This is a genomic window from Enterobacter sp. MGH85, assembly GCF_001037655.1.
Classification (GTDB): Bacteria; Pseudomonadota; Gammaproteobacteria; order Enterobacterales; family Enterobacteriaceae; genus Enterobacter; species Enterobacter intestinihominis.
Genome location: NZ_KQ089925.1, coordinates 1,716,670 through 1,742,613 on the forward strand (window position 1 = coordinate 1,716,670; position 25,944 = coordinate 1,742,613).

Here is a 25,944-nt window from a genome sequence, read left to right on the forward strand (position 1 = left end):
CACAACAATCAATGCGCGATCGGCTGTGCACCGTGTGGTTCGCGTACGTGCTTGTACTTGAACAGCACGATGAACGCGAAGAAAAGCACCAGTGAGTACCCGGCGAAGATCAGCCACACTGGCTGCCAGTTGGTGATGCCGTTGGTGGTATACATCTCAACCACTTTACCGCTCACCACGCCGCCCAGAATACAGCCGAAGCCGTTGGTCATCATCAGGAACATGCCCTGCGCGCTGGCGCGAATTTCAGGTTTCACCTCTTTTTCTACAAACACCGAGCCGGAGATATTGAAGAAGTCGAAGGCGCAGCCGTAAACAATCATCGACAGAACCAGCAGCACGGTACCGAACGCGCTTGGGTCGCCGTAGGCGAACAGACCGAAGCGCAACATCCAGGCAGCGATACTGATCAGCATGACGTTCTTGATGCCGTAGCGGCTCAGGAAGAACGGGATGGTCAGGATGAACAGCGTCTCAGAGATCTGCGAGATGGACATCATCACCGACGCGTGTTCAACGATAAAGCTCCCGGCAAACAGCGGATCGTTATCGAAGCTGTGCAGGAAGGTATTACCGAACATGTTGGTGATTTGCAGTTCCGCCCCCAGCAGCATGGAGAAAATAAAGAAGATCGCCATGCGCTTGTTTTTGAACAGGGCGAAGGCATCCAGGCCAAGCATGGTGCTCCAGCTCTGGTTTTTCTGCTGGTTAGAAACCGGAATGGTGGGCAGCGTCAGGGTGAACAGCGCCAGCAGCACGGAGAGCGCGGCACCAATATACAGCTGCATGTGGCTCAGCTCGAAGCCCGCGAAGCTCACGCCCCACATTGCCATGATAAAGCCGATGGTGCCCCAGATACGGATTGGCGGGAAGTCGGTGACGATATCCAGACCGGCAGATTTCAGGCGGTAGTAGGAGATGGTGTTGATCAGGCCAAGCGTTGGCATATACGCCAGCGAGTTAAGCAGGATCACCATAAACATCGCCCCCGGCGTGGTCACTTCGGCCGCCATAAACAGCGTCCCCGCACCCACCAGATGGCAAAGCATATACAGCCATTTCGCACTTAACCATTTATCCGCCACGATACCGAGCAGCGTTGGCATGAAAACAGCCGCAATACCCAGCGAGCTGTAGACGGCACCGATTGACGCACCATCGAACTTGAGCGTCACAAACATATAGGAGCCGAGTGTAGTCAGCCAGCTACCCCACAGGCAGAACTGCAGAAACGACAAGATTTTAAGCTGCAGCTTAAGGTTCATGTTACTTTCCTCACAAGTGAGCGGGAGATATGTTGTTATAGGAACATTCAGGGTTGTTATTTGATGCAATTCTATCAGTTGGCAACGATATGTTTTGTTACCTCCCGCAAAAAAATGCAATCCACATTAATTTGCAGTTTGGATTGTGATGCAAATAGCATTTTTGTATGGGTGGGATGAGATGGGTGCGGTCTGATGCCCCCTCACCCTAACCCTCTCCCCTTTGGGGAGAGGGTTAGGGTGAGGGGTGGTGTTGGTTTCTAGCGACGACGATAGTTCTTCTGCGCCGTATTCACCTTATACAGATAGCGGCGGGATTCCGCAGACGGGTGGCGAGTGGTGAGGGTTGAGTAGACATCCCCCGGCGCCATGCTGTTGATGATGTTCGCGGCCTGCACTTTATCGTTCGAGAAGACGCGCAGGACGCTGCCCGCTCCGCCGTTGTAGGCGGTGATCACCGCATAGCGACGTGAAGTCGGGTTATCAATCCCGCCGAGATAAACATTGTTCAGCATCGCCAGATATGCGGTACCGGTATCAATGTTGCTTTGCGGGTCAAACAGGTAGCTGCGGCTCGGCGTACCGGATTTCCCCTGCGCGCGGAACACGTCTTTACCGGCGCTGTGCTGCACAACCTGCATCAGCCCCAGCGCGTCGGAACGGCTCACCGCATACGGGTTGAACGAGGATTCGGTCTGCATAATCGCCAGGATCAGCGACTCATCCACGCCATACTTACGCGACGCCTGACGCACCATGCCCAGATACTTATGCGCACGCTTGTCGAGGTGGTTCGGCACCAGGTTTATCGTAACGCTATAGATCACCTTCAGGCCATTGGTGCGGCTTTTCAGGCGCGTTTGCAGCAAATAGTCTGCGAAGTTCGTCGCGCGACCTTCCCAGCGAATCGGCTGACCGGTCTGGTCAACGACCTGCCCATACAGGAACGGCTCTTTGGAGATAGTAATGTCATCGGCATCAGAGTAGAGATCGATAGAGCCCGGATCGTCGCCCATCAGCAGGGTTTTGATGATGGCCTGACGTAAATGCGCCGCAGGTTCAGTCCCCGCGATGGTTTCAATCGTAATCGTACCGTCATCGAAGTTGATGTGGCTACGGGTCTGATAGGCGTCGGTATACTTAACGTAGTCCTTCGGTCCGGCAATAAGAACTTCGTTAAATCCCCATATGTTCTCGATGTTATGGGCAAACTGCCCCATCAAAATGTCAAAACCGTTGGTGTCCTTAACCCAGGCTTCGTTATAGCTATCGCCCTTTTTGGAAGAACAAGACACAAGCAACGGCGCAACAAGTGCTAGCGCTAATAGTTTTTTCATCATTCCGGGAGTGCGTGTTGTGTTTGCTTTGAGGTTGCTGTTGCCGGGTGGCGCTGCGCTTACCCGGCCTACATAACCGTAGGCCCGTGCAAGCGCAGCGCCGCCGGGCAGCAGCCGCAGAGTATTATTTTTCCGGTGGCGTATAGCCTTCGATGTGGACGTCTTTACCCTCGAACAGGAAGTTCACCATCTCCTGCTCCAGCAGCTTGCGGTGTTCCGGGTTCATCATGCTGAGCTTTTTCTCGTTGATCAGCATGGTCTGTTTTTTCTGCCACTGTCCCCAGGCTTCTTTGGAGATCTCGTTGTAAATGCGTTTACCCAGGTCGCCCGGGTAGAGCTGGAAATCCTGGCCTTCAGCGTCGCGCTGCAGGAAAGTACAAAAAATGGTTCTGGCCATACTCATTCCTCTTTGTCTTGCCGATGCTAAACCATTGCACCGACACGTAATTGCTGTAACAGGCGCTCCACGGGAGCCGCCAGCCCGACTGATGGCGGTTGCGCTAAGTTATACCAGAGAGCGGTGCCTTCATCCATGCAGGAGGTGAATGAGGACACGGGAAGCCACATAGGCACAATATCCAGATGGAAATGGCTGAAGGTATGACGGAACGCGTTGAGTTGCGTCAGGGTATCGGCCGCAATGCCGCGCTGTTCAAGCCATGCCCGAAGCGAAGCTTCATCCTCAAACTGTGGGAAGCAGTATAGACCACCCCACAGGCCACTCGGCGGGCGCTGGGCGAGAAACACCTCGTCGCCATGCTGCATCAGCAGCATGTACCCGGTGCGTTCAGGCAGCGTCTGCTTCGGTTTTTTCCCCGGATACTGCGCCCAGGAGTGGTTCGCATAGGCCACGCAGAGGTTATTTACCGGGCAGAGTTCGCACTTCGGTTTTGAACGGGTGCAGACCATCGCGCCCAGATCCATCATCGCCTGGTTAAAACGCTCCACCCCTTTCGCCGGAGTGACCGCTTCACTGATCTCCCACAGGCGCTTCTCAACCTCTTTCTTGCCCGGCCAGCCTTCTACGGCGTAGCAGCGTGCCAGCACGCGCTTGACGTTGCCGTCGAGAATAGGGAAATGCTTGCCTAAAGACAGGGAAAGGATTGCGCCTGCGGTTGAACGCCCGACGCCGGGCAAATCCGCCACCTCGTCAAAGGTCTCCGGGAATTTACCGTTGTGGCGGGTGGCGACCTGCTGTGCGGCTTTGTGCAGGTTGCGCGCGCGGGCGTAATAGCCGAGGCCTGTCCACAGGTGCAGTACCTCGTCTAACGGCGCGTTGGCCAGATCGGTGATTGTCGGGAAGCGCGCCATAAAACGCTCGAAGTAAGGAATGACCGTCGCGACCTGCGTTTGTTGCAACATCACCTCGGAGAGCCATACTTTGTAAGGCGTTTTTTCAATTTGCCAAGGCAGGGTTTTACGCCCGTATTTGTCGTACCAGTCCAGCACCTGGGCTGAAAATTGAGAGGCTTGCATGGTCATCGATTCGCTTAATCAGGGAGGCAGATTGCAGCACAGCGTCAATCTGCTGTAAACCGGATCTTTCCCATGCTTGCATAGAAGCCTTAACTTTGGATAATGCCCGTTTCCCGTACACTCTCACAAGCAGACAACTCTTTTATGAAAAACGACGTCATTTCACCGGAATTTGATGAAAACGGTCGCCCGCTGCGCCGTATTCGCAGCTTTGTCCGCCGTCAGGGCCGCCTGACAAAAGGGCAGCAACACGCGCTGGACAACTACTGGCCGGTGATGGGCGTTGAGTTCAGCGAGCAGCCGCTCGACTTTACCGAGCTGTTTGGCCGCGATGCGCCAGTGACGCTGGAGATCGGTTTTGGCATGGGCACCTCGCTGGTCACTATGGCGAAAGCGCGACCAGAGCAGAACTTCCTCGGTATTGAAGTGCACTCGCCAGGCGTCGGTGCGTGTCTGGCAACGGCCCATGAAGAGGGCGTTGAGAACCTGCGCGTTATGTGTCACGACGCGGTGGAAGTGCTGCATAAAATGATTCCTGACAATTCTTTGAACATGGTTCAGCTCTTTTTCCCTGACCCGTGGCACAAAGCGCGTCATAATAAACGCCGTATCGTTCAGGCGCCGTTTGCCGAGCTGGTGAAAAGTAAGCTTAAGCTGGGCGGCGTCTTCCACATGGCGACCGACTGGGAACCTTATGCGGAACACATGCTGGAAGTGATGTCGTCGCTGGACGGGTATAAAAACCAGTCTGAAAGCAACGACTACGTACCGCGTCCGGATTCACGTCCGGTGACAAAATTTGAACAGCGTGGCCATCGTCTTGGTCACGGCGTATGGGACTTAATGTTCGAGAGGGTGAAATAATGGCAAAGAATCGTAGCCGTCGTCTGCGTAAAAAGATGCACATCGAAGAATTCCAGGAAGTGGGTTTCTCCGTTGCCTGGCGTTTCCCGGAAGGCACCAGCGTTGAGCAGATCGATCAGGACGTTGATGCGTTCATCAACGAGGTGATCGAACCCAACAAGCTGGCCTTCGACGGTAGCGGCTATCTGGCGTGGGAAGGTCTGATTTGCACCCAGGAAGTGGGGAAATGCACCGAAGAACATCAGGCGCTGGTACGCAAATGGCTTGAAGACCACAAACTGGAAGATGTCCGCGTCAGCGAACTTTTCGACGTTTGGTGGGACTAATAAAGCAAGAACGGGGCCAGCATTAGCTGGCCCATTTTGTCTGAGGGAGTGTTGAAGATGCGTAAAACGTTGCTGGCGGTTGCTTTACTGGCAATCGGAACCACCGCCCATGCGGAGTATAAATGTAGCGTCACCCCGCGTGACGACGTGGTATTAAGCCCGCAAACCGTGCAGGTTAAGGGCGAGAATGGCAATCTGGTGATCACGCCGGATGGCAACGTGACGTTTAACGGCAAACAGCAAAACCTGACGGCCGCCCAGCGCGAGCAGGCGATGGACTACCAGGCCGAGTTGCGTACCGCGCTGCCATGGATAAACGATGGCGCGCTGACCCGCGTTGAGAAGGGCCGCGTGGCGCTGGATAAAATCATCACCAAAGAGGTGGGGGAGAGCAGCAATATGCGCACCCGCCTGACGAAGCTGGATAAACAGCTGAAAGAACAGATGAACCGCATTATTGAGACGCGCTCTGATGGCCTGACGTTCCACTATAAGGCGATCGATCAGGTGCGAGCCGACGGTCAGCAGCTGGTGAACCAGGCGATGGGCGGCATTCTCCAGGACAGCATCAACGAGATGGGCGCCAAAGCGGTGCTGAAAGGCGGCGGTAATCCGTTGCAGGGTGTACTGGGTAGCCTGGGCGGACTGCAAACCTCGATTCAGAACGAGTGGAAGAATCAGGAAGCCGATTTCCAGCAGTTCGGCAAAGACGTGTGTAAACGCGTGGTGTCCCTGGAAGACAGCCGGAAGGCGCTGGTGGGGACGCTGAAGTAATTTACTTCACCCCTCACCCTAACCCTCTCCCCAAAGGGGCGAGGGGATGGTTTGCTCCCTCTCCCTTTCAGGGAGAGGGCCGGGGTGAGGGTTGCAGCATTTGCAGTGTTTCAAGGATCTTTTCTAACACCACCTCTTCGTTATCCCAGAGTTCGTTGTTCCAGAAACGAATGACGTACCAGCCCTTTCGATTTAGCCAGAGCGTCCTTTGACGATCGTATTCCTGATTCTCATCATGTTGCCCGCCATCCAGCTCAACAGCCAGACGAGCCGCGCAGCAGGCGAAATCCAGAATGTAATTACCTACCGGATGCTGTCGACGAAATTTATAATTTTCGAAACGGCGGCTGCGCAGTAGATACCAAAGCCGCCTTTCTTCTTTTGTCAGCTCACGTCTGAGCTGTTTTGCATAAGAACGAGTAATTTCCATCCCCACACTCTGCCAGCCTTTCCCTCAACCAGCAGAACGGGATGTAAAATCCTGAATCAGCCTTCAGGATTTTCAGCGAGGAACAGCTCAAGAAGGGAGTTTAGGAACAGCTTACCGTGCTCGGTGATCTGCCAGTACTCATTACACTCGGTCAGATACCCCTGCGCCAACGCCTCGTCAATCTGCGGACGAATCACCGACTCTGACAACCCGGTGTAGAGCGCAAACTCCGCGCGCGGTGCGGCTTCCAGCAGACGGAAGCGGTTCATAAAGAACTCAAACGGCTTATCCACCGCCTCGACGTCATGCTGACGCTCCAGGTAGCGGCCTTCCATAAAACCGCGCGGATGACGCGTTTTTGCAGTGCGCAGAATGCGCCCGTCCGGGAAGGTCACTTTGCCGTGTGCCCCGCAGCCAATCCCCAGATAATCACCAAAGCGCCAGTAGTTCAGGTTGTGCTGACACTGATAGCCCGGCTTCGCATACGCCGAGGTTTCGTATTGCTGATACCCCGCCGCGGTCAAAAGCTGGTGGCCCTGCTCGAAGATATCCCACAGCGCATCATCGTCCGGCAGCACCGGAGGACGGGAACCAAACAGGGTGTTCGGTTCAATGGTCAACTGATACCACGACAGATGCGGCGGGTTCAGTTCAATTGCCTGACGCAAATCGTCCAGCGCTTCTTCCAGCGACTGATCCGGCAGGCCGTGCATCAAATCGAGGTTAAAACTGCGCAGCCCAAGCCCCGTTGCCAGGTTCGCCGCGCGCTTTGCCTCTTCCGGGCCGTGAATGCGCCCCAGACGCTTCAGCTTTGGCTCGCTAAAGCTCTGCACGCCGATGGAGATACGGTTCACGCCCGCGCGCTGATACTCGACAAAACGGTCGGCCTCAACGGTGCCCGGGTTGGCTTCCATCGTAATTTCAGCATCCGCTGCCAGCTTCAGACGTGCGCGCACACCGTCCAGCAAAGTCTGCATCGCCGGGCCTGAAAGCAGGCTCGGCGTACCGCCACCAATAAAAATGGTCTTCACTTCACGTCCCTGTGCGTACGGTACATCGGCATCCAGATCGGCCAGCAGATGCGCGACGTAATCATCGTGCGGCACTTCGCCCTTCAGCGCGTGCGAGTTGAAATCGCAGTACGGGCATTTCTGCACGCACCATGGGATGTGAATATAAAGACTCAGAGGTGGCAAATTAGCCATTACGCAGTGCTTCCAGTAACAGTTTCAGGGCGCGTCCACGGTGGGAGATCGCGCTTTTCTCTTCGCGGGTGAGTTCCGCAGCGGTTTTGCCCTCGGTCGGGACAAAGAAAATCGGGTCGTAACCAAAGCCGCCGTTGCCCGCCGCTTCACGGGTGATCACGCCCGGCCAGCTGCCGTGACAGACAATCGGCGTGGGATCTTCCGCGTGACGCATGTAGACCAGCACGCAGTGGAACTGTGCGGTACGCTGTTCGTCAGGGACGTCGTTCAGGGCCACAAGCAGCTTTTCCAGGTTCTGCTGGTCGGTGGCGTCCACCCCGGAATAGCGGGCGGAGTAAATCCCCGGCGCACCGCCCAGAAAATCCACGGCCAGACCGGAGTCATCGGCAATCGCGGGCAGCCCGGTGATCTGCGCCGCATGGCGCGCTTTCAGAATGGCGTTTTCGATAAACGTCAGGCCGGTTTCTTCGGCGGAGTCCACGCCCAGCTCGGTCTGAGCCACCACGTCCAGCCCAAAATCATGTAATAGCGAGGCCAGCTCGCGCACTTTACCGGCGTTACCGGTGGCGAGAACAACTTTCTGCATGGTTTAGTCCTGTTTTGTCAGAGCCGCGACTTCCGTCGGGATAGATTGCGGGTTAAGGATTTTTACCTGTTTATGCCGGCCAAGTTCACCTTTCTCAATGATGACCTGGCTTTTAGCGACGCGAAACTGTTTTGCCAGATATTTAGTCAGATGCGCATTCGCCTGGCCGTCAACGGGCGGGGCAGTGATGGCGACTTTTAGCTCGTCGCCATGCAGCCCAACAATGCTGTCGCGGCTGGCTTTCGGCTGAATGTACAGCCGTAAAACCAGCCCGTCGGCGCAGGGGCTAACTGCACTCATAACGCCATCCACAGCCCCGGCAGCAGCATATTACCCGTCGCCTGTAACAGTTCCGCGATACCCATATTCAGCACGTACAGCAGCAAAACGAGAAGCATCGGGGAGAAGTCGATTCCGCCCATCGCAGGCAGCAGGCTACGGATCGGACGCAGCAATGGTTCAGTCAGCTGAATCAACGCGTACTCCACCGGGCTACGGCCCCGGCTTACCCAGCTCATAATCGCCATCACCAGCAGGACCCAGAAGATCAGCGAGCCGACGGTTTTAACCAGGATCAGAACGGCTGAAATCCAGATAATCGGCTGGAAAGTGATGACCATAAACAGCACGATCGCTTTGATAACGCTCAGAATAAACGCCATCAGCAGAGATGAACTGTCAATCGGCCCCATTGCCGGAATGATGCGGCGAAGCGGCCCCACAATGGGCTGCGTGATTTTCACGATAAATTGTGAGAATGGATTGTAAAAATCACAACGGGCCCACTGCATCCAGACGCGCAGTAGCAGCGCCATCGTATACAGTTCAATGACCGTTGAAAGCAGGAAAGTCAACGTCTTCATGGCGTTCCTCAGGTTTCCTTATTATTGGGTGTAATCGCGCGCACCGAAAATTGCTGTGCCGATGCGCACCATGGTGCTGCCTGCCGCGATGGCGGCTTCCATATCGTCCGACATGCCCAGAGAAAGCGTGTCTACCGTGTCATAGCGCGCTTTAAGCGCCTCAAATGCTACAGCCATTTGCTGTGCTACGGCAAACTGCCTTTCATAACTTGACTCTGGTGCCGGAATGGCCATCAGTCCGCGCAGGGTTAAGCGCGGCAGCGCCGCCACGTCCGCCGCCAGCGCATCCAGTTCGCTCAGCGTAATGCCGGACTTGCTGTTTTCATCACTGATGTTGATTTGAATCAGCACGTTAAGCGCTGGCATCTCCATAGGGCGCTGGTCGCTCAAACGGGTAGCGATACGCAGACGATCGATGGTGTGACACCAGTCGAAGTGCTCTGCTACCAGACGGCTTTTGTTCGACTGTAGCGGACCGATAAAGTGCCACTGCAGGTCTGTATTTCCCCGCTCCCGGAAAGCGCGAATCTTATCTACGCCTTCCTGCACATAGTTTTCACCAAAGGCACGATGACCGGCGGCTATCGCTTCTGCGATGGCGCTCGCAGGCTTGGTCTTGCTGACTGCAAGCAACGTAATTTCTTCTGAAGCACGGCCGCAACGCGTTGCCGCGGCTGAGATTTTGTCCCGGACCTGTGCCAGGTTATGCGCAATGTCGTTCATTTTCCGAGGAGTTGTCTATGGATGTGGAAGAAATTGTGGCCCTTAGTGTAAAGCATAACGTCTCCGATCTACACCTGTGCAGTGATTCACCACCGCGCTGGCGCAGGTCAGGCCGTCTTGAACCTGCGCCGTTTCCGCCCCCGGATGTGGAGGCGTTATTAAAAGCGTGGCTCAATGACGAACAGCAGGGCGCCTGGTGGGCAAACGGGCAGGTAGATTTTGCCGTTACCCTCACAGGCGGTCAGCGGCTGCGCGGCAGTGCGTTTAAGCATATGCACGGCGTTTCGATCGCGCTACGCCTGTTGCCGCTGACGTGTCCGCAGCTCTCTGCGCTAGGCGTGCCGCGCGCGATCCCGGAGCTTTTGTCCAATGACAATGGCCTGATTCTGGTCACCGGCGCCACCGGCAGCGGGAAATCGACCACCCTGGCCGCGATGGTCGATTTTCTCAATCACCATACGGACGGGCACATTCTGACCCTGGAAGATCCGGTGGAGTTTATGTACCAGAGCCAACGTTGCCTCATCCGGCAGCGGGAGATAGGCCAGCATAGCCCGTCCTTTGCCGAGGCCCTGCGCAGTGCGCTGCGTGAAGATCCGGATGTGATTCTGCTTGGTGAGCTGCGCGACAGCGAGACGATACGCCTGGCGCTGACGGCGGCTGAGACTGGCCATCTGGTGTTGGCCACGCTGCACACGCGCGGTGCGGCGCAGGCGATCGAGCGCCTGGTCGATACCTTCCCGGCGCAGGAGAAAGATCCGGTTCGTAATCAGCTGGCGGGAAGCCTGCGTGCGGTACTGGCGCAGAAGCTGCGTCAGGATGTCCAGGGCGGGCGCGTGGCGCTGTATGAGCTACTGGTGAATACGTCGGCGGCGGCAAACCTGATCCGCGAAGGTAAAACCTGGCAACTGCCGGGCATTATTCAAACGGGGCAGCAGGCGGGGATGCAGAACTTTGAGCAGAGTCTGGCGGAGCGACGGGCGCAGGGGCGGCTGTAGGCCCCGGCGCTCAGTAACCCTGTTCGAAATAGCTTTCGAGGATAATGACGGCTGAAGCTGAATCCACGCTGCCTTTGTTCAACGCCCGGAAGCCACCGTGCTCGAACAGGCCAGCGCGTGCCTCGACGGTGCTCAAACGTTCATCGTGCAGCTTAACGGAGACGCCAAATCGGCCATGAATTTTGTTCGCGAACTTGCGTGCGCGGGCGGTAAGCGGCTGCTCGGTGCCGTCCATGTTCAACGGCAGACCGACAATCACGTCGTCCGGCTGCCACTCTTTGAGCAAGCGCTCAATAAGGTTCCAGTCCGGCGTGCCGTCGTTAGCTTTCAGCGCCGTGAGCGGGCGGGCGGTGCCGGTGATCCGTTGACCCACAGCGACGCCGATGCTTTTGGTGCCGAAGTCAAAGGCGAGAAGGGTGCCGCTCATTACGCGTGCCCCGCAACGCCAGGCATGGTCAGAATATCAATGCCAATCAGTTTTGCCGCGTCACGCCAGCGATCGGCGATAGGGGTTTTAAACAGGATATTCATATCCGCAGGGGCCGTCAGCCAGGCGTTGTCCAGAATTTCTTGTTCCAGCTGCCCTTTTTCCCAGGAAGCGTAGCCGAGCGCAACCAGCACCTCAGAAGGCTGATTTGCCGTGCCCAGTGTTTCGAGCACATCGCGAGAGGTGGTGACGACGGTGTTATCGGAGATACGAATGCTGGACGAGAAAACCGGCGGGGTATGCAGGATAAAGCCACGATCTTCTGCAAGCGGTCCGCCGAGCATCACCGGTTTATCAAGACGGATTTCCGGCAGCCGCGCTTCAGCAGGGATTTTCAGCTTGTCCAGAATGCCTTCAACCTGAAGGTTTTCCAGCGGCTTATTGATGATAATCCCCATTGCGCCGTCTTCGTTGTATTCGCAAATATAGACCACGGCGCGGCGGAAAATCGGATCCTGGAGAGCAGGCATGGCAATAAGAAAGTGATGCTGTAAATTCATTGTCAGAGGTACTGTTTCCTGGTTTAAAAAGCGACAGCGCCCAGTATGGGGATAAACACAGGCGCTGTCACAGGTTATTTCTGTAAACGTTTTTCGATAGCGTCCATCAGCATTCCGGTGATCGAGATCGGGAATTCCGCTTCGATCTCACGAATGCAGGTCGGGCTGGTGACGTTCACTTCGGTCAGACGATCGCCGATAATATCGAGGCCAACGAAGATCAGGCCTTTGGCTTTCAGCGTAGGGCCGACGCGGCGGGCAATTTCCCAGTCGCTTTCGCTTAACGGACGCGGTTCGCCACGGCCTCCGGCCGCCAGGTTGCCACGGGCTTCACCACCCTGCGGGATACGCGCCAGGCAGTAAGGCACCGGCTCGCCGTCTACAACCAGCACACGCTTGTCGCCGTCTTTAATGGCCGGCAGATAGTTTTGCGCCATGCAGTAGCGGGTTCCCAGCTCGGTCAGCGTTTCGGCAATTACGCCAATGTTCGGGTCGCCCTCTTTCACGCGGAAGATCGATGCGCCGCCCATGCCGTCCAGCGGCTTCATGATGATGTCGCCGTGCTTCTGCCAGAATTCTTTCAGCTGCGTTTTGCTGCGGGTGACCAGCGTTTCCGGCGTCAGGTCAGAGAACCATGCGGTATAGAGCTTCTCGTTGCAGTCGCGCAGGCTCTGCGGCTTGTTGACGATCAGCGTGCCTTTCTCTTCGGCACGCTCAAGGATATAGGTGGAGTAAATGTATTCGGTGTCGAACGGCGGATCTTTACGCATCAGGATGACGTTAAGGTCGGCCAGGGCAATATCCTGCTCGGTGCCGAATTCGTACCATTTTTCGTAGTTCTGCTCGACGTTAACGATGCGGGTACGTGCGCGGGCTTCACCGTTGATCAGGTACAGATCGTTCATCTCCATATAGTGGAGTTCATAGCCGCGACGCTGCGCTTCCAGCAGCATAGCGAAGCTGGAATCTTTCTTAATGTTAATGTTTGCGATGGGGTCCATCACGATGCCGAGCTTAATCATGTTCTTCTCCGGTTATGGGTCAGGCTTTGCTTCAACCCAGATCGCCAAATCGCACCTGTAGGGCGGTAATGGCGGTGAGTGCCGTTGTCTCAGTGCGCAGAACGCGAGGTCCCAACAGAATATCAGTAAACTGGTAACGCGCCGTCATGGCGATTTCGTCAGCCGACAGGCCGCCTTCCGGGCCAATCAGCAGGCGTACACGCTCAACGGGCAGCGGCAGCGTATTGATGCTGGCGCTGGCGCGCGGATGAAGATTAAGCTTAAGCCCGCTTTCCTCTTCTGCACACCAGTCCTCCAGATCCATCGCCGGGCGGATCTCCGGGATGCGGTTGCGGCCACTCTGTTCACAGGCTGCAATGGCAATTTTCTGCCACTGCTGGATCTTTTTGTTGAGACGTTCCGCATCCAGTTTAACGCCGCAGCGCTCAGAAAAAAGTGGCGTAATGAGGCTTACACCCAGTTCAATGGATTTCTGAATGGTGAACTCCATCTTTTCCCCGCGCGACATCACCTGGCCAAGGTGAATGTGCAGCGGGGATTCCCGGTCGTCCACGTCGCCACGCAGCACCTTCACGTGCACGCTTTTTTTATCGGCGCGCGTAATTTCAGCGTCAAAAATCTGATTAGAGCCGTCAAAGAGCTGAATCGCCTGGCCTGCGCCCATGCGCAGCACGCGGCCTACGTGGTTTGCGGCATCATCAGACAGGGCGATTTCGCCGCCTGGGGTAATCAGTTCAGGGTGATAGATGCGAGGGATGCGCATAGTCAGAAATTCCATGTGTCATGCGATATAAGCGAATTGCCGTAGTGTAGGTTAGCTCTTTTGCGCCTGGCAAGCCCGCTGGACGTAAGGGTTGTGATTCCCCTGGACTTTGGCGATACGTTCGTCGCGCTGGCATTCCCAGTCCGTCACCGGGTAGAGCTTGTCCCAGGCATTGAAGAGCTGCGTCTGCTGGCGGGAAAGGTTGAGATCGTAGCGGTCGCGCATATAGAAGTAAGTGCGGGCGATGCTGCCGCGCGCGCGGGCAGGCGGTTCGGCGAGTTTCTCTTTGAAATCGACCTTCATGGCGCACTGACCGTACTGGCCTTCGCCACCGTTCCACTGGCTGTACATGAAGTTTCCGCGGTCGCCATTGACTTCACCCACGGCGGGTTGCAGGTTGTGCATATCGCTTTCCATCTGGCGGTAGACCGGATCTTTTGCGCAATTTTTACGTCCACCGTCCTGCCAGCACTGGCGCTGGTGGCCAAACTGCCAGGCCGGAACAACGTGTTCCCATTCGATTCGGCTGGCGCGGTTCTCGTTCTTGCGCACCTTATAGCCGCAGGATCCCAGATCCACGACCCCTTTCTTACCCTGCCAGTTAATTTTACAGCCGCAGTAGAAATCACCCGGTACGTCGGCGTTAATCTTTACGCCTGCGGTTTTTGCCTGTGAGAAACTGTGAATACCGTCGGCCAGAGCATGGCCGGAGAGCGCCGCCGCCAGAAAAGCGACTGCGAGAGAAACATTACGGGACATCTTACACTCCGTGTCAAAACGAGCCCGCAACGTAACGAATGTTGTTCCCGTATGCAATCAGTCAGATCAGGAAAGTTCCTGAAAGTTCGAGTGATTATTCCGCCACCAGTGGTTCGCCGCACTTTACGCAGCGATAGGTCGCCTCGCCGCGCACCACGCGGTTGTGACGGCGCACGGTAAGCTGGTGCTGCTGGCACTGGCAGCGGTAGGGAAATGTATTGCGGCGTACCGATTCCAGCTCGAACTGGTGGGTGCGGCGAGCCGGAACGCCGAGCACCGCCTCCATCATCCATTTCCACTCTTTGCCGTGCGGCGCGACGCGGCCAAAGTGTTTCCACACCAGAAGGTGGGCCAGCTCGTGCGGCACCACTTCTTCGATAAACGCCTGCTGATTTTCCATCATCAACACCGGATTCAGGCGGATCTCATACGATTCCAGCCACGCGGTGCCTGCCGCGGTGCCACGCTGCTGATAGACCAGCTTCGGTTCAGGATAATCGCGGCCGAGCTTCAGGTTGGCCTGGGCGAGTTTTTCCCGCAGGCTGCGCATAACGGCTTGCTGAATGGCGATGGGGAGACGGGGAGATTTCATAGGGGCAGAGCATAAAGCGGGAAGCGGGGAGGCGCAAGAGGCGCCTCCCCGCAGGAGGATCAGTCGTGTGCGCCGATTTCGCGCAGAGGACGACCTTTCATCAGGTTACGTTCAATGTGTTCCAGTGAAACATGTTTGGTTTCAGGAACCAGCCAGATCGTGAGAACAATAAAGAACAGGTTAAGACCGGCGTAGACCCAGAAGGTATTGGCATTACCCAGGGTATTGAGCATGGTCAGGAACGTTGCGCCGACGATCATGTTGGCAATCCAGTTGGTTGCGGTAGAGCAGGTGATACCAAAATCACGCCCTTTCAGCGGCTGGATCTCAGAACACAGTACCCAAATCAGCGGACCGGCGCTCATCGCAAACCCAATAATAAACATCAGCAGCATCGCCACGGCGAAGTACTGTGCCGTTGGGGAGTGAATGCCCATGTGCATCATGGTACCCAGCACGCCCATCCCGATGGCCATCACCAGGAAGCCCAGCGTCAGGGTTGGTTTACGCCCCCAGCGGTCCACCAGACCGATAGCGATAAAGGTCGCCAGCACGTTAGTCAGGCCGACGATCACGGTGCCCCACATCTGTTCGGTGGTGTTGGTGTAGCCCGCCAGTTCGAAGATTTTCGGCGCGTAATACATGATGACGTTCATCCCGGTGAACTGTTGCATGATCTGTAACAGCACACCGAGGAACACCGCGCGGCGGAAGTTGCTGTTCTCTTTGAACAGCGCCCAGCCGGACTGTTTGACCTTCAGGCTTTCGCGGATCTCTTCCAGCTCGTTTTTGGCTTCGGCGCTGGTATCACGCAGGCGTAAGAGCACGCGTTCGGCATCGTGGAAGCGGCGTTTGGCGGCGAACCAGCGCGGGCTGTCCGGCAGGAAGAAGACACCAATCAGCAGCAGAATGGCCGGAATGATGATGACGCCCAGCATCCAGCGCCATGCGCCGCTGTAGCTGAAGGCGGTATCGGAAAGATAAGCCCCCAGAATACCGATGGTGATCATCAGCTGGTACATGGAAATCATGCTGCCGCGGATTTTTTCCGGTGCGATTTCAGACAGGTACAGCGGGGCAGTATAAGACGCCACGCCCACTGCCAGACCGAGCAGCACGCGGGAAAGGATCAGCACTTCAACGTTAGGCGCAGCGGCAGAGAACAGTGAGCCGGCAACGAACAGGATCGCGCCGATCATCAGGCTCTTTTTACGCCCGAGCTTAAAGGAGAGCCAGCCGCTGCCGACCGCGCCGACGGCGGCACCGAACATCATGGAGCTGACCACCCATTCCTGAGTGTGTGCGCTAATCTGGAACTCATCGGTGATGAAAGGTAATGCACCGGCAATTACGCCAATATCCAGGCCAAAGAGTAATCCTGCCAGAGCGGCGAGGAAGCAGACGAAGAACGTCATTGCCTTATTGGACGTACGCCCCTGTTTATTATTGTCAGGCATTATGCCCTCCAGTTGGGTTATCAGTTTTTACGATATTAAGAGTAGGTGAGCGGCTCATAAAAATATGTGAGTCAAATCACAACGGTGTAATCGGTTACACTAGTTTGTAACCGTAAAAATAATTAAAGCTTTGAAAATATAGAGGTAAATTAATTGATATGCATCGCGTTTGCACAAATTTCAGACTTAACTGAAAGGGAATGTAACAGCAGAAGAAATGCGATCATGCAAAGAGAATATTCTGAAAGCGGGGTATAGAGAGTGAGGTGTAAACGGTTCCAAACATTGCCGGGTGGCGGCTGCGCCTTACCCGGCCTACAAAAATTCACTACCCGTAGGTCGGGTAAGGCATAGCCGCCACCCGACATAAAAAAGGCCAGCACAAAGGCTGGCCTGTTTAAGCTGCTGGCAGTCGTTTATTTCAGACCGGCAGCATCACGCAGCAGGGCGGCTTTGTCGGTTTTTTCCCAAGGGAAATGTTCGCGACCAAAGTGACCGTACGCTGCGGTTTCCTGGTAGATTGGGTGCAGCAGATCCAGCATCTGAATCAGACCGTATGGACGCAGGTCGAAGAACTCACGCACCAGCAGGGTCAGCTGTTCAGAAGGCACTTTTTCAGTACCGAAGGTTTCCACCATGATGGAGGTTGGCTCAGCCACGCCGATGGCGTAGGAAACCTGAATTTCACAGCGGTCAGCCAGGCCCGCAGCAACGATGTTTTTCGCCACATAACGTGCAGCGTACGCCGCAGAACGGTCCACCTTAGACGGGTCTTTACCGGAGAACGCGCCGCCACCGTGGCGCGCCATGCCGCCGTAGGTATCTACGATGATTTTACGACCGGTCAGACCGCAGTCACCCATTGGGCCGCCGATAACGAAGCGTCCGGTTGGGTTGATGAAGAATTTGGTCGCAGAGCTCAGCCATTCAGTTGGCAGAACCGGCTTGATGATCTCTTCCATCACCGCTTCCTGCAGGGATTTCTGGTCAATATCTTCAGCATGCTGCGTGGAAAGAACCACGGCATCAATGCCGACGATTTTCCCGTCGTCATACTGGAAGGTCACCTGGCTTTTCGCATCCGGACGCAGCCACGGCAGGGTGCCGTTTTTACGCACTTCAGCCTGACGCTGCACCAGACGGTGTGCGTAAGTTACCGGCGCTGGCATCAGCACGTCGGTTTCGTTGGTCGCGTAGCCGAACATCAGGCCCTGGTCGCCCGCGCCCTGTTCCAGCGGATCGGCACGGTCAACGCCCTGGTTGATGTCCGGGGACTGTTTGCCGATAGCGCTCAGTACGGCGCAGGAGTTGGCATCAAAGCCCATATCAGAATGTACATAACCGATCTCACGCACCGTGTTACGGGTGATCTCTTCGATATCAACCCATGCGCTGGTGGTGATCTCACCGCCAACCAGAACCATGCCGGTTTTGACATAGGTTTCACACGCTACGCGCGCCTTTGGATCCTGCGCGAGGATCGCATCCAGCACCGCATCGGAGATTTGGTCAGCAATTTTATCAGGATGTCCTTCTGATACGGACTCGGACGTAAACAGGTGTTTTGCCATGTTTTATTTCACCTAAAAGGAATTTGGTTAGCTCGAACTGCTGTGTGGAATAGCCAAAGGAGATAATTCTACCAAGGCCTGCAGGATTTTGACACTGGCAGTCTGAGTGTTAATCGGTATGGATGGATTAACATCTGGACGTCTATTTTAGGTCACTTCTTCACCCGATTTCCAGTTTTTTTTGACTCACCTCTCACTGCGTTGAAAACTCGGCTGGAAATTTTTCCTGACGGCGCTGGCAACCTGCGCATTTTTGTTTTGCTTTTTAGCGACCTTCTCGGTATAAAACGCGGCGCGCGGCTCATATAAAATAAGCGCTCGATGAACACATCGTGTCGCCACTTCCAGCCGGGTTAAGCAGTGAACTTTTAGCTTTGGCTTGTGGTCCGTTTCAGCAGAGGCGGCCGTGGAGGTGATACGAGATAATGAACCATTGTTTTCCGCTCATTCAGCGCAGTCGTTCTGGCGCGCATTTGATTCCCACCCGCACTTCTGGTCTAAACACCTGCCGATGTTATACCCATCTCGGTGCTTCTCAGGATTCCAGAGCCGGTCACGCTTTGTGAAAACTGAACAAGGGCGCTCTTGTTAATACAGGAGTTTTCTCGTGGTTTCGCCGAACCTTGTCATACAGAGTTCGGATACGTGTTTTACAATGATATGAATAAGAAACCGGTCGCACGGTCTGGATTTCAGCATACTCTGCTGGGAAATGGAGCCGTTAATGGGTTGTTATCGCCGTATAACGCTGCGATAGTAGTCAACTGTTTTACACTTAATACAAAGAGTTGAGGTTCGCTATGTCTGACGACATGTCTTCGCTTTCGCCTTCGTCAGCAGGCGAACAGGGTGTACTACGTTCTATGCAGGAGGTTGCGATGAGCTCCCAGGAAGCCAGCAAGATGCTGCGCACTTACAATATTGCCTGGTGGGGCAATAACTACTACGACGTTAACGAGCTGGGCCACATCAGTGTCTGCCCGGATCCGGACGTCCCGGAAGCGCGCGTGGATCTCGCTAAGCTGGTGAAAGCCCGTGAAGCCCAGGGTCAGCGCTTGCCTGCACTGTTCTGCTTCCCGCAGATCCTGCAACATCGCCTGCGTTCTATTAACGCCGCGTTCAAACGCGCGCGGGAATCGTATGGTTATAACGGCGACTATTTCCTCGTTTACCCGATCAAGGTAAACCAGCACCGTCGCGTGATTGAGTCCCTGATCCACTCCGGCGAACCGCTGGGCCTGGAAGCTGGCTCCAAAGCGGAGCTGATGGCGGTTCTGGCGCACGCGGGCATGACCCGGTCGGTGATCGTCTGTAACGGCTATAAAGACCGCGAATACATTCGTCTGGCGCTGATTGGCGAGAAGATGGGCCACAAGGTCTATCTGGTGATCGAGAAGATGACCGAAATCGCGATCGTGCTGGAAGAGGCCGAGCGTCTGAACGTGATCCCACGCCTTGGCGTGCGTGCGCGACTGGCGTCGCAGGGTTCCGGTAAATGGCAGTCTTCCGGCGGTGAAAAATCCAAGTTCGGCCTCGCGGCGAACCAGGTGCTTCAGCTGGTGGAAATACTGCGCGAGCGCGGTCGTCTGGACAGCATTCAGCTGCTGCACTTCCACCTTGGCTCGCAGATGGCCAACATTCGCGACATCGCCACCGGCGTGCGTGAATCGGCACGTTTCTACGTTGAGCTGCACAAGCTTGGCGTAAATATTCAGTGCTTTGACGTGGGCGGTGGCCTGGGCGTGGATTACGAAGGGACACGCTCGCAGTCTGACTGCTCGGTCAACTACGGCCTGAACGAATACGCCAACAACATTATCTGGGCGATTGGCGATGCCTGCGAAGAGCACGGCCTGCCGCACCCGACGGTGATCACCGAATCCGGCCGCGCGGTCACTGCGCACCATACGGTGCTGGTCTCTAACATCATCGGCGTTGAGCGCAGCGAAATCACTGAAGCCACGCCTCCGGCAGACGATGCTCCACGTTCCCTGCAAAGCATGTGGGAAACCTGGCAGGAGATGCACGAGCCGGGCACGCGTCGTTCTCTGCGCGAATGGCTGCACGACAGCCAGATGGATCTGCACGACATTCACGTCGGTTATTCTTCAGGCACCTTTAGCCTGCAGGAACGCGCGTGGGCGGAGCAGCTCTATCTGAACATGTGCCATGAAGTGCAGAAGCAGCTCGATCCGAGCAACCGCGCGCACCGTCCGATTATCGACGAGTTGCAGGAACGTATGGCGGACAAAATGTACGTCAACTTCTCCCTGTTCCAGTCGATGCCGGATGCCTGGGGTATCGACCAGCTGTTCCCGGTTCTGCCGCTGGAAGGGTTGAATCATGCGCCTGAACGCCGCGCGGTGCTGCTGGACATTACCTGTGACTCAGACGGCGCGATTGACCACTACGTCGACGGTGACGGTATCGCTACGACCATGCCAATGCCGGAGTACGATCCGGAGAACCCGCCAATGCTGGGCTTCTTTATGGTGGGTGCGTATCAGGAGATCCTCGGCAACATGCACAACCTGTTCGGTGATACCGAAGCGGTTGACGTGTTTGTCTTCCCTGACGGCAGCGTGGAGGTTGAGCTGTCCGACGAAGGGGACACCGTGGCGGATATGCTCGAATACGTTCAGCTGGATCCGAAAAAACTGCTCACCCAGTTCCGCGATCAGGTCAAAAACACCGGTCTGGACGATGCCTTGCAGCAGCAGTTCCTGGAAGAGTTTGAAGCGGGTCTGTACGGGTATACGTATCTGGAAGACGAGTAGTAAAACCTCCCTCTCCCGGTGGGAGAGGGTTGGGGTGAGGGCATCAGACCGCACGATGCCCTATACTCACTTGAACCCGTATGAATTAACGGCGATAATTCGCCCTACTATGCGATTTACGAATCAATCCCTTCCTCGTCGGGTTTAACGACGCGGAGGGGATTTTTTTTCATCTGTTTTTAATGTATCGACTTTATAAGAGGTCAGGACATGAGCACTTTAGGTCATCAGTACGATAACTCTCTGGTATCTAACGCGTTTGGTTTTTTACGCCTTCCGATGAACTTCCAGCCTTACGACAGCGATGCTGACTGGGTGATCACCGGCGTACCGTTCGACATGGCAACGTCCGGTCGTGCGGGTGGACGTCATGGCCCGGCGGCAATTCGTCAGGTTTCCACCAACCTGGCCTGGGAGCACAACCGCTTCCCGTGGAACTTCGACATGCGCGAGCGCCTGAACGTGGTGGACTGCGGTGATCTGGTGTACGCCTTCGGTGACGCGCGCGAAATGAGCGAAAAATTGCAGGCGCACGCCGAGAAGCTGCTGGCGGCCGGTAAACGCATGCTCTCCTTCGGCGGTGACCACTTCGTGACCCTGCCGCTGCTGCGCGCCCACGCGAAGCACTTCGGTAAAATGGCGCTGGTGCACTTTGACGCGCATACCGACACCTACGCGAACGGCTGCGAATTCGACCACGGCACCATGTTCTACACCGCGCCGAAAGAAGGCCTGATCGATCCGAACCACTCCGTGCAGATCGGCATCCGCACCGAGTTCGACAAAGACAACGGCTTCACCGTACTCGACGCGGGCCAGGTGAACGATCGCGGCGTGGACGATATTCTGGCTCAGGTTAAGCAGATCGTCGGCGATATGCCTGTCTACCTGACCTTCGACATTGACTGCCTGGATCCGGCATTCGCACCGGGTACCGGTACGCCGGTGATCGGCGGCCTGACGTCAGACCGCGCCATCAAGCTGGTGCGCGGCCTGAAGGATCTTAACATTGTCGGGATGGACGTGGTGGAAGTGGCTCCGGCCTATGACCAGTCCGAGATCACCGCGCTGGCCGCGGCGACCCTGGCGCTGGAAATGCTCTACATCCAGGCAGCGAAAAAAGGCGAATAAGCCTTACGCGCTGATTGCTGCTGCGCGCCGCATGCGCAGCAGCAACATTCCCCAGGCCAGCGTGAAGGTGTGGACAAACCCCGGTTATTTCGCGGGCGATGACCATTCCCGTCAGCGAGCCTAACAAAGGCGAAACCGCGCAGACCGCGGCCCAAATCGCAATGCTGCTTAATAATCCCTGCCGATAATGAAGTTTGCTTTCAATAACCGGCGTTAATAATAGAGCGGAAAAACCATAACCCAGAAGAAAGCAGGTCATGAGTAGACCCTGTAACATTCTGTTTTCATTTAACTGAAAATGTTCGGCAAATTCCGGGTTTAAAATCATTACCGAGATATTTACCCGATCGACGTACGAAATAATAATGAGTAATAAAAGCGCAATCGTGCCTTGCCATCTTGCCGTCATCATGTCCGCCTTACGTTTTTTGTAACTTATATTTTTCATCAATGTGATTGTCACGGAGCTAAAATGATTCACCTGTGAAACTCATTGTTTATTAAAGATAAATTAAAAATCAGTTTCACCGGTGAAACGCGAAAGAGGTGACGTTAATTTATTTTTAAAGAGTAAAAAGAAAGGAAGTCAATATCTTTTATTCAAAATAAGAGACCATTAAAAAAACGTATTTCTCACGCTGTAATAATGAAAATTTCATATCGCTGCATTTTTTCTTGATCCCTTGCACACTTAGTTAATTAATTGCCGATCGATTAACAAATTCGTCACATTGTCGCTTGACGAAACATTCATCGCTTTTATATTGACCGTATTAAATAAGAAACAGAGTTTCATATATGAAACAAAAGCCTGGAGGATCGTGATGAGCTGGATAGGCGTATGTGACGCAGAACAAGTACAGGAAGATTTCCCTTTTAGCGGCAACGTCGACGGGAAAGAGATCGGCGTTTACCTGATCGACGGTGAATATTACGCGCTGGAAGACGTATGCCCCCACGCCTATGCCCTGCTGAGTCAGGGCTTCGTAGAAGACGGCAAGGTGGAATGCCCGCTGCACGAGGCGGTGTTCGACGTCAAAACCGGCCAGTGTCTGCACGGCCCCGGAGGACGCAACCTCAACCGTTACCCGGTTCGGGTCTTTGAAAACGAGATTCAGATTACCTTTGTTGAGGAGACCGTGGCATGAGCGACACGCTGAACTACAACCCGGCGCTGCCGGAAAGCCGCCAGTTTACCCCGCCGGCAGAGGGCGGTAATGGCGCCATTCACAAACCGGGCGAGTACCAGAACCTGATCTGGCAGACCCGCAGCCGCGAGCCGGAAAGCTGGGAGGTGAAGCTGATTGCTACGCTGGAAGAGCTCTTCGAACAGGGCGTTGAAACCTTACCGGAGCTGGTAAACGGGCTGAACGCGGTGCGCATGCACGACCAGCAGGGTGAGCCGTGGAGCGACGCCAGCTTCCAGGCATTTTTACAGGTTAACGGCTACTGAGGGCAACGCGATGACGACGACCGTACAACACTATCTGGATAAAGGCCTGCGCGGCCTCTGGTATCCGGTGCTGGCGAGCTGGGAAGTGCAGTCTGCGCCGGTGGGCATCACCCGCCTGGGCGAGCAGATTGTGGTCTGGCGCAACAAAGACGGCCAGGTGCAGGCGCTGGAGGACCGCTGTCCGCACCGCGGCGCGCGCCTGTCGATGGGCTGGAACCTCGGCGACCGCATCGCCTGCTGGTATCACGGCGTAGAGGTGGCGGGCAACGGCGAGGTGAAAGACGTGCCCGCTGTGGATAAATGTCCGCTGGTCGGCCAGCAGTGCGTGCGCAGCTATAACGTGCAGGAGGCGCACGGCGCCATCTTCCTCTGGTTTGGCGTCACCGCGGATCAGCAGCCGGACGAACTGACCTTCCCGGATGAACTCGCCGACACGGACAGCTTCAGCAACTTCCTCTGCACCGCCGCGTGGAAATGCAATTACCAGTACGCGCTGGAAAACGTGATGGACCCGATGCACGGCACCTATCTGCACTCCTCCTCGCACTCGATGGCGGAAGGGGATCGCAAGGCCGACATGGTGCTCCAGCCGACCAAAACCGGCTTTATCTTTGAGAAGAAAGGGCAGAGCGGCGTCAACTTCGACTGGGTGGAGCTGGGCAACAGCGGCACCTGCTGGATGCGTCTCTCCATTCCGTACAAGAAGCGTTTCGGGCCGGGCGGCCACTTCTTTATCGTCGGCATGGTGGTGCCGGAAGATAACGACAACTGCCGCGTCTTCTTCTGGCGCATTCGCCGGGTGCAGGGCTGGCAGCGCGATATGTGGCGCTTCATGTACCGCAACCGGCTGGAAAAACTGCACTGGGAAGTGCTGGAGCAGGACCGCGTGGTGCTGGAGAGCCTGGCGCCAAACGCCCGCGATCATGAATACCTGTATCAGCACGACGTTGGCCTCTCGCGCCTGCGTCGCATGATGCAAAAGGCCGCCAAAGAGCAGCTGGCGATGCGTGAAGCACAGCAGGGGGCCGCCTGATGAACGGGCTGCTGAGCGGTAAGCGCATCGTCATAACCGGCGCCGCGCGCGGGCTGGGCTACCACTTTTCCCAGGCCTGCGCGGAGCAGGGCGCGGCGGTGGTGATGTGCGACATCCTCAAAGGCGAGCTGGCCGAGAGCGCCCACCGGCTGAGCGAGCGGGGATATGCGATCGAATCGCACGTTATCGATCTGGCCGATCCGCAGTCCATTGAGCAGGTGTTCAGCGCGATTGGCGAGCAGGGGCAGATTGACGGTCTGGTGAACAACGCGGCGATGGCGACGGGCGTCGGCGGCAAAAATATGCTCGATTACGATCCGGATCTCTGGGATCGGGTGATGAGCGTCAACGTCAAAGGCACCTGGCTGGTAACGCGCGCCGCCGTACCGCTGCTACGCGAGGGGGCGGGCATCGTGAACGTCGCGTCCGACACCGCGCTGTGGGGCGCGCCGCGCCTGATGGCCTACGTCGCCAGCAAGGGCGCCGTGATTGCCATGACCCGCTCAATGGCGCGCGAACTGGGTGAAAAGCGTATACGCATTAACGCCATCGCGCCGGGGCTAACCCGCGTCGAGGCGACGGAATATGTCCCCGCCGAACGGCATCAGCTCTACGAAAACGGCCGTGCGTTAACGGGCGCGCAGCAGCCGGAAGACGTCACCGGCAGCGTGGTCTGGCTGTTAAGCGATCTGTCGCGGTTCATCACCGGACAGCTGATCCCGGTCAACGGCGGTTTTGTCTTTAACTAAGGTAGGGCGATGATGGCAAACGATCAGGAAGTGAAGTATCTGGTGCCGGGGCTGGAGCGCGGTTTACAGCTGCTGTTGGCCTTTGGCGAGCAGCATCGCGATCTGACCTTTGCCGAACTGCATCGGCTGGTGGATATGCCGAAGGCCACCGCCTATCGCGTGGTACAGACGCTGGAGTACATGGGATTTCTGGAGCGCAACACGCGCACCAATACCTTTTCGCTGGGCATGAACGTGCTGCGTCTTGGCTTTGAGTACATCGCCTCGCTGGACGTGGCGCAGGTCGGCCAGCCGGTGATCGAGCAATTGCGCGACGTGAGCCAGTGCAGCAGCCATCTGGCGATCCGCGACGGGCGCGACATTATCTATATCGCCCGCGTCAGCGCCGCCGGGTCGCGTATCAACCAGGTCAGCATTGGTACCCGTCTGCCGGTGCACTGCACCTCGCTGGGCCGCATGCTGTTGACCGATATTTCCCGCGCTGATTTCGAACAGCTGTTCCCGCATGAGCGCCTGCCGGGCAACACGCCGGGGCAGCTTCACGACCGCGAAGCCCTGTGGCAGATGGTGCAGCAGGACAAAGCCCGCGGGTATGTCATTGGCGAATCCTTCTTCCGCCACGGCATCTCTTCCATCGTCTACCCGGTGTATGACCGAAGCGGCCGCGTGGCGGCGGTGGTCAGCATTCTGGTGCCGTCGGAGGAGATCCCACTGAGCGACCGCGAGCGCCTGCAAAACGAGGTTCGCCTTGCGGCGGATAAAATTTCTGGCTTCTTAGGGTATCTGTCACAGGCCAGTTAAAT

At 56.1% G+C, this 25,944-nt stretch carries 31 protein-coding genes and 1 pseudogene; 13 read left to right on the forward strand and 19 right to left on the reverse strand.

Translation table 11 applies throughout. The features are described 5' to 3' along the window. Nucleotides 1–8: 8 nt before the first annotated feature. The 4 genes from SK51_RS08100 to mutY form a co-directional block, all read right to left on the reverse strand. On the reverse strand, nt 9–1,265 hold the full coding sequence (locus SK51_RS08100) for a nucleoside permease (RefSeq protein ID WP_022649364.1): 1,257 nt from the start codon (nt 1,263–1,265) through the stop codon (nt 9–11). Between the two features lie 260 nt (nt 1,266–1,525). Beyond that, on the reverse strand, nt 1,526–2,602 hold the full coding sequence (gene mltC, locus SK51_RS08105) for a membrane-bound lytic murein transglycosylase MltC (protein WP_032621902.1): 1,077 nt from the start codon (nt 2,600–2,602) through the stop codon (nt 1,526–1,528). Nucleotides 2,603–2,726: 124 nt separating this feature from the next. After that, a complete protein-coding gene (locus SK51_RS08110) occupies nt 2,727–2,999 on the reverse strand; it encodes an oxidative damage protection protein (RefSeq protein WP_003862425.1) in 273 nt (90 codons plus the stop codon). Nucleotides 3,000–3,025: 26 nt separating this feature from the next. Beyond that, complete coding sequence (gene mutY / locus SK51_RS08115) at nt 3,026–4,078, reverse strand: A/G-specific adenine glycosylase (protein ID WP_023306917.1); 1,053 nt, start codon at nt 4,076–4,078, stop codon at nt 3,026–3,028. Between the two features lie 144 nt (nt 4,079–4,222). Here mutY and trmB point away from each other — a divergent pair, with 144 nt between their 5' ends. The 3 genes from trmB to SK51_RS08130 are packed head-to-tail and all read left to right on the forward strand — an operon-like array spanning nt 4,223 to nt 6,042. Continuing rightward, the gene (trmB, locus tag SK51_RS08120; RefSeq protein WP_022649361.1) at nt 4,223–4,942 is read left to right on the forward strand and encodes a tRNA (guanosine(46)-N7)-methyltransferase TrmB; all 720 of its coding nucleotides are present in this window, start codon (nt 4,223–4,225) and stop codon (nt 4,940–4,942) included. Then, nucleotides 4,942–5,268, forward strand: a complete 327-nt coding sequence (locus tag SK51_RS08125; protein ID WP_003862421.1) for a YggL family protein — start codon at nt 4,942–4,944, stop codon at nt 5,266–5,268. The genes trmB and SK51_RS08125 overlap by 1 nt, the downstream gene beginning before the upstream one ends. 57 nt (nt 5,269–5,325) lie before the next feature. Then, nucleotides 5,326–6,042, forward strand: a complete 717-nt coding sequence (locus SK51_RS08130; protein WP_022649360.1) for a YggN family protein — start codon at nt 5,326–5,328, stop codon at nt 6,040–6,042. A 67-nt stretch (nt 6,043–6,109) separates the two neighbouring features. On the opposite strand, the gene SK51_RS08135 is transcribed toward SK51_RS08130, so the two are convergent. Genes SK51_RS08135 through SK51_RS08160 form a run of 6 tightly spaced genes read right to left on the reverse strand, consistent with a single transcriptional unit; the run spans nt 6,110 to nt 9,849 of the window. Continuing rightward, complete coding sequence (locus tag SK51_RS08135; protein ID WP_023306916.1) at nt 6,110–6,472, reverse strand: endonuclease domain-containing protein; 363 nt, start codon at nt 6,470–6,472, stop codon at nt 6,110–6,112. A 56-nt stretch (nt 6,473–6,528) separates the two neighbouring features. Continuing rightward, nucleotides 6,529–7,677, reverse strand: coding sequence for a radical SAM family heme chaperone HemW (gene hemW / locus SK51_RS08140; protein ID WP_023306915.1), 1,149 nt, complete (start codon nt 7,675–7,677; stop codon nt 6,529–6,531). Continuing rightward, the gene (locus SK51_RS08145) at nt 7,670–8,263 is read right to left on the reverse strand and encodes an XTP/dITP diphosphatase (RefSeq protein ID WP_022649357.1); all 594 of its coding nucleotides are present in this window, start codon (nt 8,261–8,263) and stop codon (nt 7,670–7,672) included. The genes hemW and SK51_RS08145 overlap by 8 nt, the downstream gene beginning before the upstream one ends. 3 nt (nt 8,264–8,266) lie before the next feature. Further along, nucleotides 8,267–8,563 carry a DUF167 family protein YggU gene (yggU, locus tag SK51_RS08150; RefSeq protein ID WP_022649356.1) on the reverse strand — a complete coding sequence of 99 codons (297 nt, stop codon included), beginning with the start codon at nt 8,561–8,563 and terminating at the stop codon, nt 8,267–8,269. After that, nucleotides 8,560–9,126 carry a YggT family protein gene (locus SK51_RS08155; protein ID WP_003860024.1) on the reverse strand — a complete coding sequence of 189 codons (567 nt, stop codon included), beginning with the start codon at nt 9,124–9,126 and terminating at the stop codon, nt 8,560–8,562. Before SK51_RS08155 ends, yggU begins: the two co-directional genes overlap by 4 nt. A 21-nt stretch (nt 9,127–9,147) precedes the next feature. Beyond that, the gene (locus tag SK51_RS08160; RefSeq protein WP_023298569.1) at nt 9,148–9,849 is read right to left on the reverse strand and encodes a YggS family pyridoxal phosphate-dependent enzyme; all 702 of its coding nucleotides are present in this window, start codon (nt 9,847–9,849) and stop codon (nt 9,148–9,150) included. A gap of 17 nt (nt 9,850–9,866) precedes the next feature. Here SK51_RS08160 and SK51_RS08165 point away from each other — a divergent pair, with 17 nt between their 5' ends. Continuing rightward, nucleotides 9,867–10,847 (forward strand): type IV pilus twitching motility protein PilT, encoded by a 981-nt coding sequence (locus SK51_RS08165; protein ID WP_032676501.1) that lies wholly within the window; start codon nt 9,867–9,869, stop codon nt 10,845–10,847. Nucleotides 10,848–10,857: 10 nt separating this feature from the next. Here the strand turns inward: SK51_RS08165 and ruvX are convergent, their stop codons facing one another. The 8 genes from ruvX to metK form a co-directional block, all read right to left on the reverse strand. Next, nucleotides 10,858–11,274 carry a Holliday junction resolvase RuvX gene (ruvX, locus tag SK51_RS08170; RefSeq protein ID WP_006811925.1) on the reverse strand — a complete coding sequence of 139 codons (417 nt, stop codon included), beginning with the start codon at nt 11,272–11,274 and terminating at the stop codon, nt 10,858–10,860. Then, nucleotides 11,274–11,834, reverse strand: coding sequence for a YqgE/AlgH family protein (locus SK51_RS08175; protein WP_022649353.1), 561 nt, complete (start codon nt 11,832–11,834; stop codon nt 11,274–11,276). The genes ruvX and SK51_RS08175 overlap by 1 nt, the downstream gene beginning before the upstream one ends. A gap of 74 nt (nt 11,835–11,908) precedes the next feature. Further along, nucleotides 11,909–12,856: a glutathione synthase gene (gshB, locus tag SK51_RS08180; protein WP_023306913.1), complete on the reverse strand. Its 948-nt coding sequence runs from the start codon at nt 12,854–12,856 to the stop codon at nt 11,909–11,911. Nucleotides 12,857–12,887: 31 nt separating this feature from the next. Beyond that, entirely contained in the window at nt 12,888–13,619 is a 732-nt protein-coding gene (gene rsmE / locus SK51_RS08185; protein WP_003860033.1) for a 16S rRNA (uracil(1498)-N(3))-methyltransferase, read from the reverse strand. 51 nt (nt 13,620–13,670) lie between these two features. Next, on the reverse strand, nt 13,671–14,378 hold the full coding sequence (endA, locus tag SK51_RS08190) for a deoxyribonuclease I (protein ID WP_023306912.1): 708 nt from the start codon (nt 14,376–14,378) through the stop codon (nt 13,671–13,673). A gap of 94 nt (nt 14,379–14,472) precedes the next feature. Further along, on the reverse strand, nt 14,473–14,970 hold the full coding sequence (locus SK51_RS08195; protein WP_032621896.1) for a SprT family zinc-dependent metalloprotease: 498 nt from the start codon (nt 14,968–14,970) through the stop codon (nt 14,473–14,475). Between the two features lie 59 nt (nt 14,971–15,029). Next, the gene (gene galP, locus SK51_RS08200; RefSeq protein ID WP_023306911.1) at nt 15,030–16,427 is read right to left on the reverse strand and encodes a galactose/proton symporter; all 1,398 of its coding nucleotides are present in this window, start codon (nt 16,425–16,427) and stop codon (nt 15,030–15,032) included. Between the two features lie 416 nt (nt 16,428–16,843). Next, the gene (gene metK, locus SK51_RS08205) at nt 16,844–17,998 is read right to left on the reverse strand and encodes a methionine adenosyltransferase (protein ID WP_022649349.1); all 1,155 of its coding nucleotides are present in this window, start codon (nt 17,996–17,998) and stop codon (nt 16,844–16,846) included. Nucleotides 17,999–18,423: 425 nt separating this feature from the next. Here metK and SK51_RS25840 point away from each other — a divergent pair, with 425 nt between their 5' ends. From SK51_RS25840 to speB, 4 genes are all read left to right on the forward strand, one after another. Then, the gene (locus tag SK51_RS25840; protein ID WP_418251239.1) at nt 18,424–18,564 is read left to right on the forward strand and encodes a hypothetical protein; all 141 of its coding nucleotides are present in this window, start codon (nt 18,424–18,426) and stop codon (nt 18,562–18,564) included. Nucleotides 18,565–18,658: 94 nt separating this feature from the next. Next, nucleotides 18,659–18,790 carry an acid stress response protein YqgB gene (yqgB, locus tag SK51_RS24020; RefSeq protein WP_057979949.1) on the forward strand — a complete coding sequence of 44 codons (132 nt, stop codon included), beginning with the start codon at nt 18,659–18,661 and terminating at the stop codon, nt 18,788–18,790. Nucleotides 18,791–18,798: 8 nt separating this feature from the next. Next, complete coding sequence (gene speA / locus SK51_RS08215; RefSeq protein WP_022649348.1) at nt 18,799–20,775, forward strand: biosynthetic arginine decarboxylase; 1,977 nt, start codon at nt 18,799–18,801, stop codon at nt 20,773–20,775. A gap of 210 nt (nt 20,776–20,985) precedes the next feature. Beyond that, nucleotides 20,986–21,906, forward strand: a complete 921-nt coding sequence (gene speB / locus SK51_RS08220) for an agmatinase (protein ID WP_017382921.1) — start codon at nt 20,986–20,988, stop codon at nt 21,904–21,906. 76 nt (nt 21,907–21,982) lie between these two features. On the opposite strand, the pseudogene SK51_RS24030 reads toward speB, so the two are convergent. Further along, nucleotides 21,983–22,315, reverse strand: a pseudogene (locus tag SK51_RS24030) (MFS transporter); the annotation flags it as partial. Nucleotides 22,316–22,730: 415 nt separating this feature from the next. Here SK51_RS24030 and SK51_RS08225 point away from each other — a divergent pair. From SK51_RS08225 to SK51_RS08245, 5 genes are read left to right on the forward strand one after another with little or no spacing between them, the layout of a single operon-like run. After that, nucleotides 22,731–23,054, forward strand: a complete 324-nt coding sequence (locus tag SK51_RS08225; RefSeq protein ID WP_048206642.1) for a Rieske (2Fe-2S) protein — start codon at nt 22,731–22,733, stop codon at nt 23,052–23,054. Beyond that, nucleotides 23,051–23,359: a recombinase-like helix-turn-helix domain-containing protein gene (locus SK51_RS08230; RefSeq protein ID WP_022649346.1), complete on the forward strand. Its 309-nt coding sequence runs from the start codon at nt 23,051–23,053 to the stop codon at nt 23,357–23,359. The genes SK51_RS08225 and SK51_RS08230 overlap by 4 nt, the downstream gene beginning before the upstream one ends. Nucleotides 23,360–23,369: 10 nt before the next feature. Further along, nucleotides 23,370–24,392 (forward strand): aromatic ring-hydroxylating oxygenase subunit alpha, encoded by a 1,023-nt coding sequence (locus tag SK51_RS08235; protein ID WP_003860047.1) that lies wholly within the window; start codon nt 23,370–23,372, stop codon nt 24,390–24,392. After that, the gene (locus SK51_RS08240; RefSeq protein WP_023306909.1) at nt 24,392–25,141 is read left to right on the forward strand and encodes an SDR family oxidoreductase; all 750 of its coding nucleotides are present in this window, start codon (nt 24,392–24,394) and stop codon (nt 25,139–25,141) included. The genes SK51_RS08235 and SK51_RS08240 overlap by 1 nt, the downstream gene beginning before the upstream one ends. A 12-nt stretch (nt 25,142–25,153) precedes the next feature. Further along, nucleotides 25,154–25,942, forward strand: coding sequence for an IclR family transcriptional regulator (locus tag SK51_RS08245; RefSeq protein WP_032671673.1), 789 nt, complete (start codon nt 25,154–25,156; stop codon nt 25,940–25,942). Nucleotides 25,943–25,944: the final 2 nt, after the last annotated feature.

What these genes read in the sequence shown, in the direction of transcription:
- mltC (WP_032621902.1), bottom strand. Translation starts at nt 2,602, where the DNA reads ATGAAAAAACTATTAGCGCTAGCACTTGTTGCGCCGTTGCTTGTGTCT.
- ruvX (WP_006811925.1), bottom strand. Translation starts at nt 11,274, where the DNA reads ATGAGCGGCACCCTTCTCGCCTTTGACTTCGGCACCAAAAGCATCGGC.
- SK51_RS08155 (WP_003860024.1), bottom strand. Translation starts at nt 9,126, where the DNA reads ATGAAGACGTTGACTTTCCTGCTTTCAACGGTCATTGAACTGTATACG.
- SK51_RS08160 (WP_023298569.1), bottom strand. Translation starts at nt 9,849, where the DNA reads ATGAACGACATTGCGCATAACCTGGCACAGGTCCGGGACAAAATCTCA.
- SK51_RS08175 (WP_022649353.1), bottom strand. Translation starts at nt 11,834, where the DNA reads ATGAATTTACAGCATCACTTTCTTATTGCCATGCCTGCTCTCCAGGAT.
- rsmE (WP_003860033.1), bottom strand. Translation starts at nt 13,619, where the DNA reads ATGCGCATCCCTCGCATCTATCACCCTGAACTGATTACCCCAGGCGGC.
- SK51_RS08125 (WP_003862421.1), top strand. Translation starts at nt 4,942, where the DNA reads ATGGCAAAGAATCGTAGCCGTCGTCTGCGTAAAAAGATGCACATCGAA.
- SK51_RS08240 (WP_023306909.1), top strand. Translation starts at nt 24,392, where the DNA reads ATGAACGGGCTGCTGAGCGGTAAGCGCATCGTCATAACCGGCGCCGCG.
- SK51_RS08100 (WP_022649364.1), bottom strand. Translation starts at nt 1,265, where the DNA reads ATGAACCTTAAGCTGCAGCTTAAAATCTTGTCGTTTCTGCAGTTCTGC.
- trmB (WP_022649361.1), top strand. Translation starts at nt 4,223, where the DNA reads ATGAAAAACGACGTCATTTCACCGGAATTTGATGAAAACGGTCGCCCG.
- mutY (WP_023306917.1), bottom strand. Translation starts at nt 4,078, where the DNA reads ATGCAAGCCTCTCAATTTTCAGCCCAGGTGCTGGACTGGTACGACAAA.
- SK51_RS08230 (WP_022649346.1), top strand. Translation starts at nt 23,051, where the DNA reads ATGAGCGACACGCTGAACTACAACCCGGCGCTGCCGGAAAGCCGCCAG.
- yqgB (WP_057979949.1), top strand. Translation starts at nt 18,659, where the DNA reads ATGAATAAGAAACCGGTCGCACGGTCTGGATTTCAGCATACTCTGCTG.
- speA (WP_022649348.1), top strand. Translation starts at nt 18,799, where the DNA reads ATGTCTGACGACATGTCTTCGCTTTCGCCTTCGTCAGCAGGCGAACAG.
- endA (WP_023306912.1), bottom strand. Translation starts at nt 14,378, where the DNA reads ATGTCCCGTAATGTTTCTCTCGCAGTCGCTTTTCTGGCGGCGGCGCTC.
- SK51_RS25840 (WP_418251239.1), top strand. Translation starts at nt 18,424, where the DNA reads ATGAACCATTGTTTTCCGCTCATTCAGCGCAGTCGTTCTGGCGCGCAT.
- SK51_RS08165 (WP_032676501.1), top strand. Translation starts at nt 9,867, where the DNA reads ATGGATGTGGAAGAAATTGTGGCCCTTAGTGTAAAGCATAACGTCTCC.
- speB (WP_017382921.1), top strand. Translation starts at nt 20,986, where the DNA reads ATGAGCACTTTAGGTCATCAGTACGATAACTCTCTGGTATCTAACGCG.
- gshB (WP_023306913.1), bottom strand. Translation starts at nt 12,856, where the DNA reads ATGATTAAGCTCGGCATCGTGATGGACCCCATCGCAAACATTAACATT.
- SK51_RS08130 (WP_022649360.1), top strand. Translation starts at nt 5,326, where the DNA reads ATGCGTAAAACGTTGCTGGCGGTTGCTTTACTGGCAATCGGAACCACC.
- SK51_RS08245 (WP_032671673.1), top strand. Translation starts at nt 25,154, where the DNA reads ATGGCAAACGATCAGGAAGTGAAGTATCTGGTGCCGGGGCTGGAGCGC.
- SK51_RS08235 (WP_003860047.1), top strand. Translation starts at nt 23,370, where the DNA reads ATGACGACGACCGTACAACACTATCTGGATAAAGGCCTGCGCGGCCTC.
- yggU (WP_022649356.1), bottom strand. Translation starts at nt 8,563, where the DNA reads ATGAGTGCAGTTAGCCCCTGCGCCGACGGGCTGGTTTTACGGCTGTAC.
- hemW (WP_023306915.1), bottom strand. Translation starts at nt 7,677, where the DNA reads ATGGCTAATTTGCCACCTCTGAGTCTTTATATTCACATCCCATGGTGC.
- galP (WP_023306911.1), bottom strand. Translation starts at nt 16,427, where the DNA reads ATGCCTGACAATAATAAACAGGGGCGTACGTCCAATAAGGCAATGACG.
- SK51_RS08145 (WP_022649357.1), bottom strand. Translation starts at nt 8,263, where the DNA reads ATGCAGAAAGTTGTTCTCGCCACCGGTAACGCCGGTAAAGTGCGCGAG.
- SK51_RS08225 (WP_048206642.1), top strand. Translation starts at nt 22,731, where the DNA reads ATGAGCTGGATAGGCGTATGTGACGCAGAACAAGTACAGGAAGATTTC.
- SK51_RS08110 (WP_003862425.1), bottom strand. Translation starts at nt 2,999, where the DNA reads ATGGCCAGAACCATTTTTTGTACTTTCCTGCAGCGCGACGCTGAAGGC.
- metK (WP_022649349.1), bottom strand. Translation starts at nt 17,998, where the DNA reads ATGGCAAAACACCTGTTTACGTCCGAGTCCGTATCAGAAGGACATCCT.
- SK51_RS08135 (WP_023306916.1), bottom strand. Translation starts at nt 6,472, where the DNA reads ATGGAAATTACTCGTTCTTATGCAAAACAGCTCAGACGTGAGCTGACA.
- SK51_RS08195 (WP_032621896.1), bottom strand. Translation starts at nt 14,970, where the DNA reads ATGAAATCTCCCCGTCTCCCCATCGCCATTCAGCAAGCCGTTATGCGC.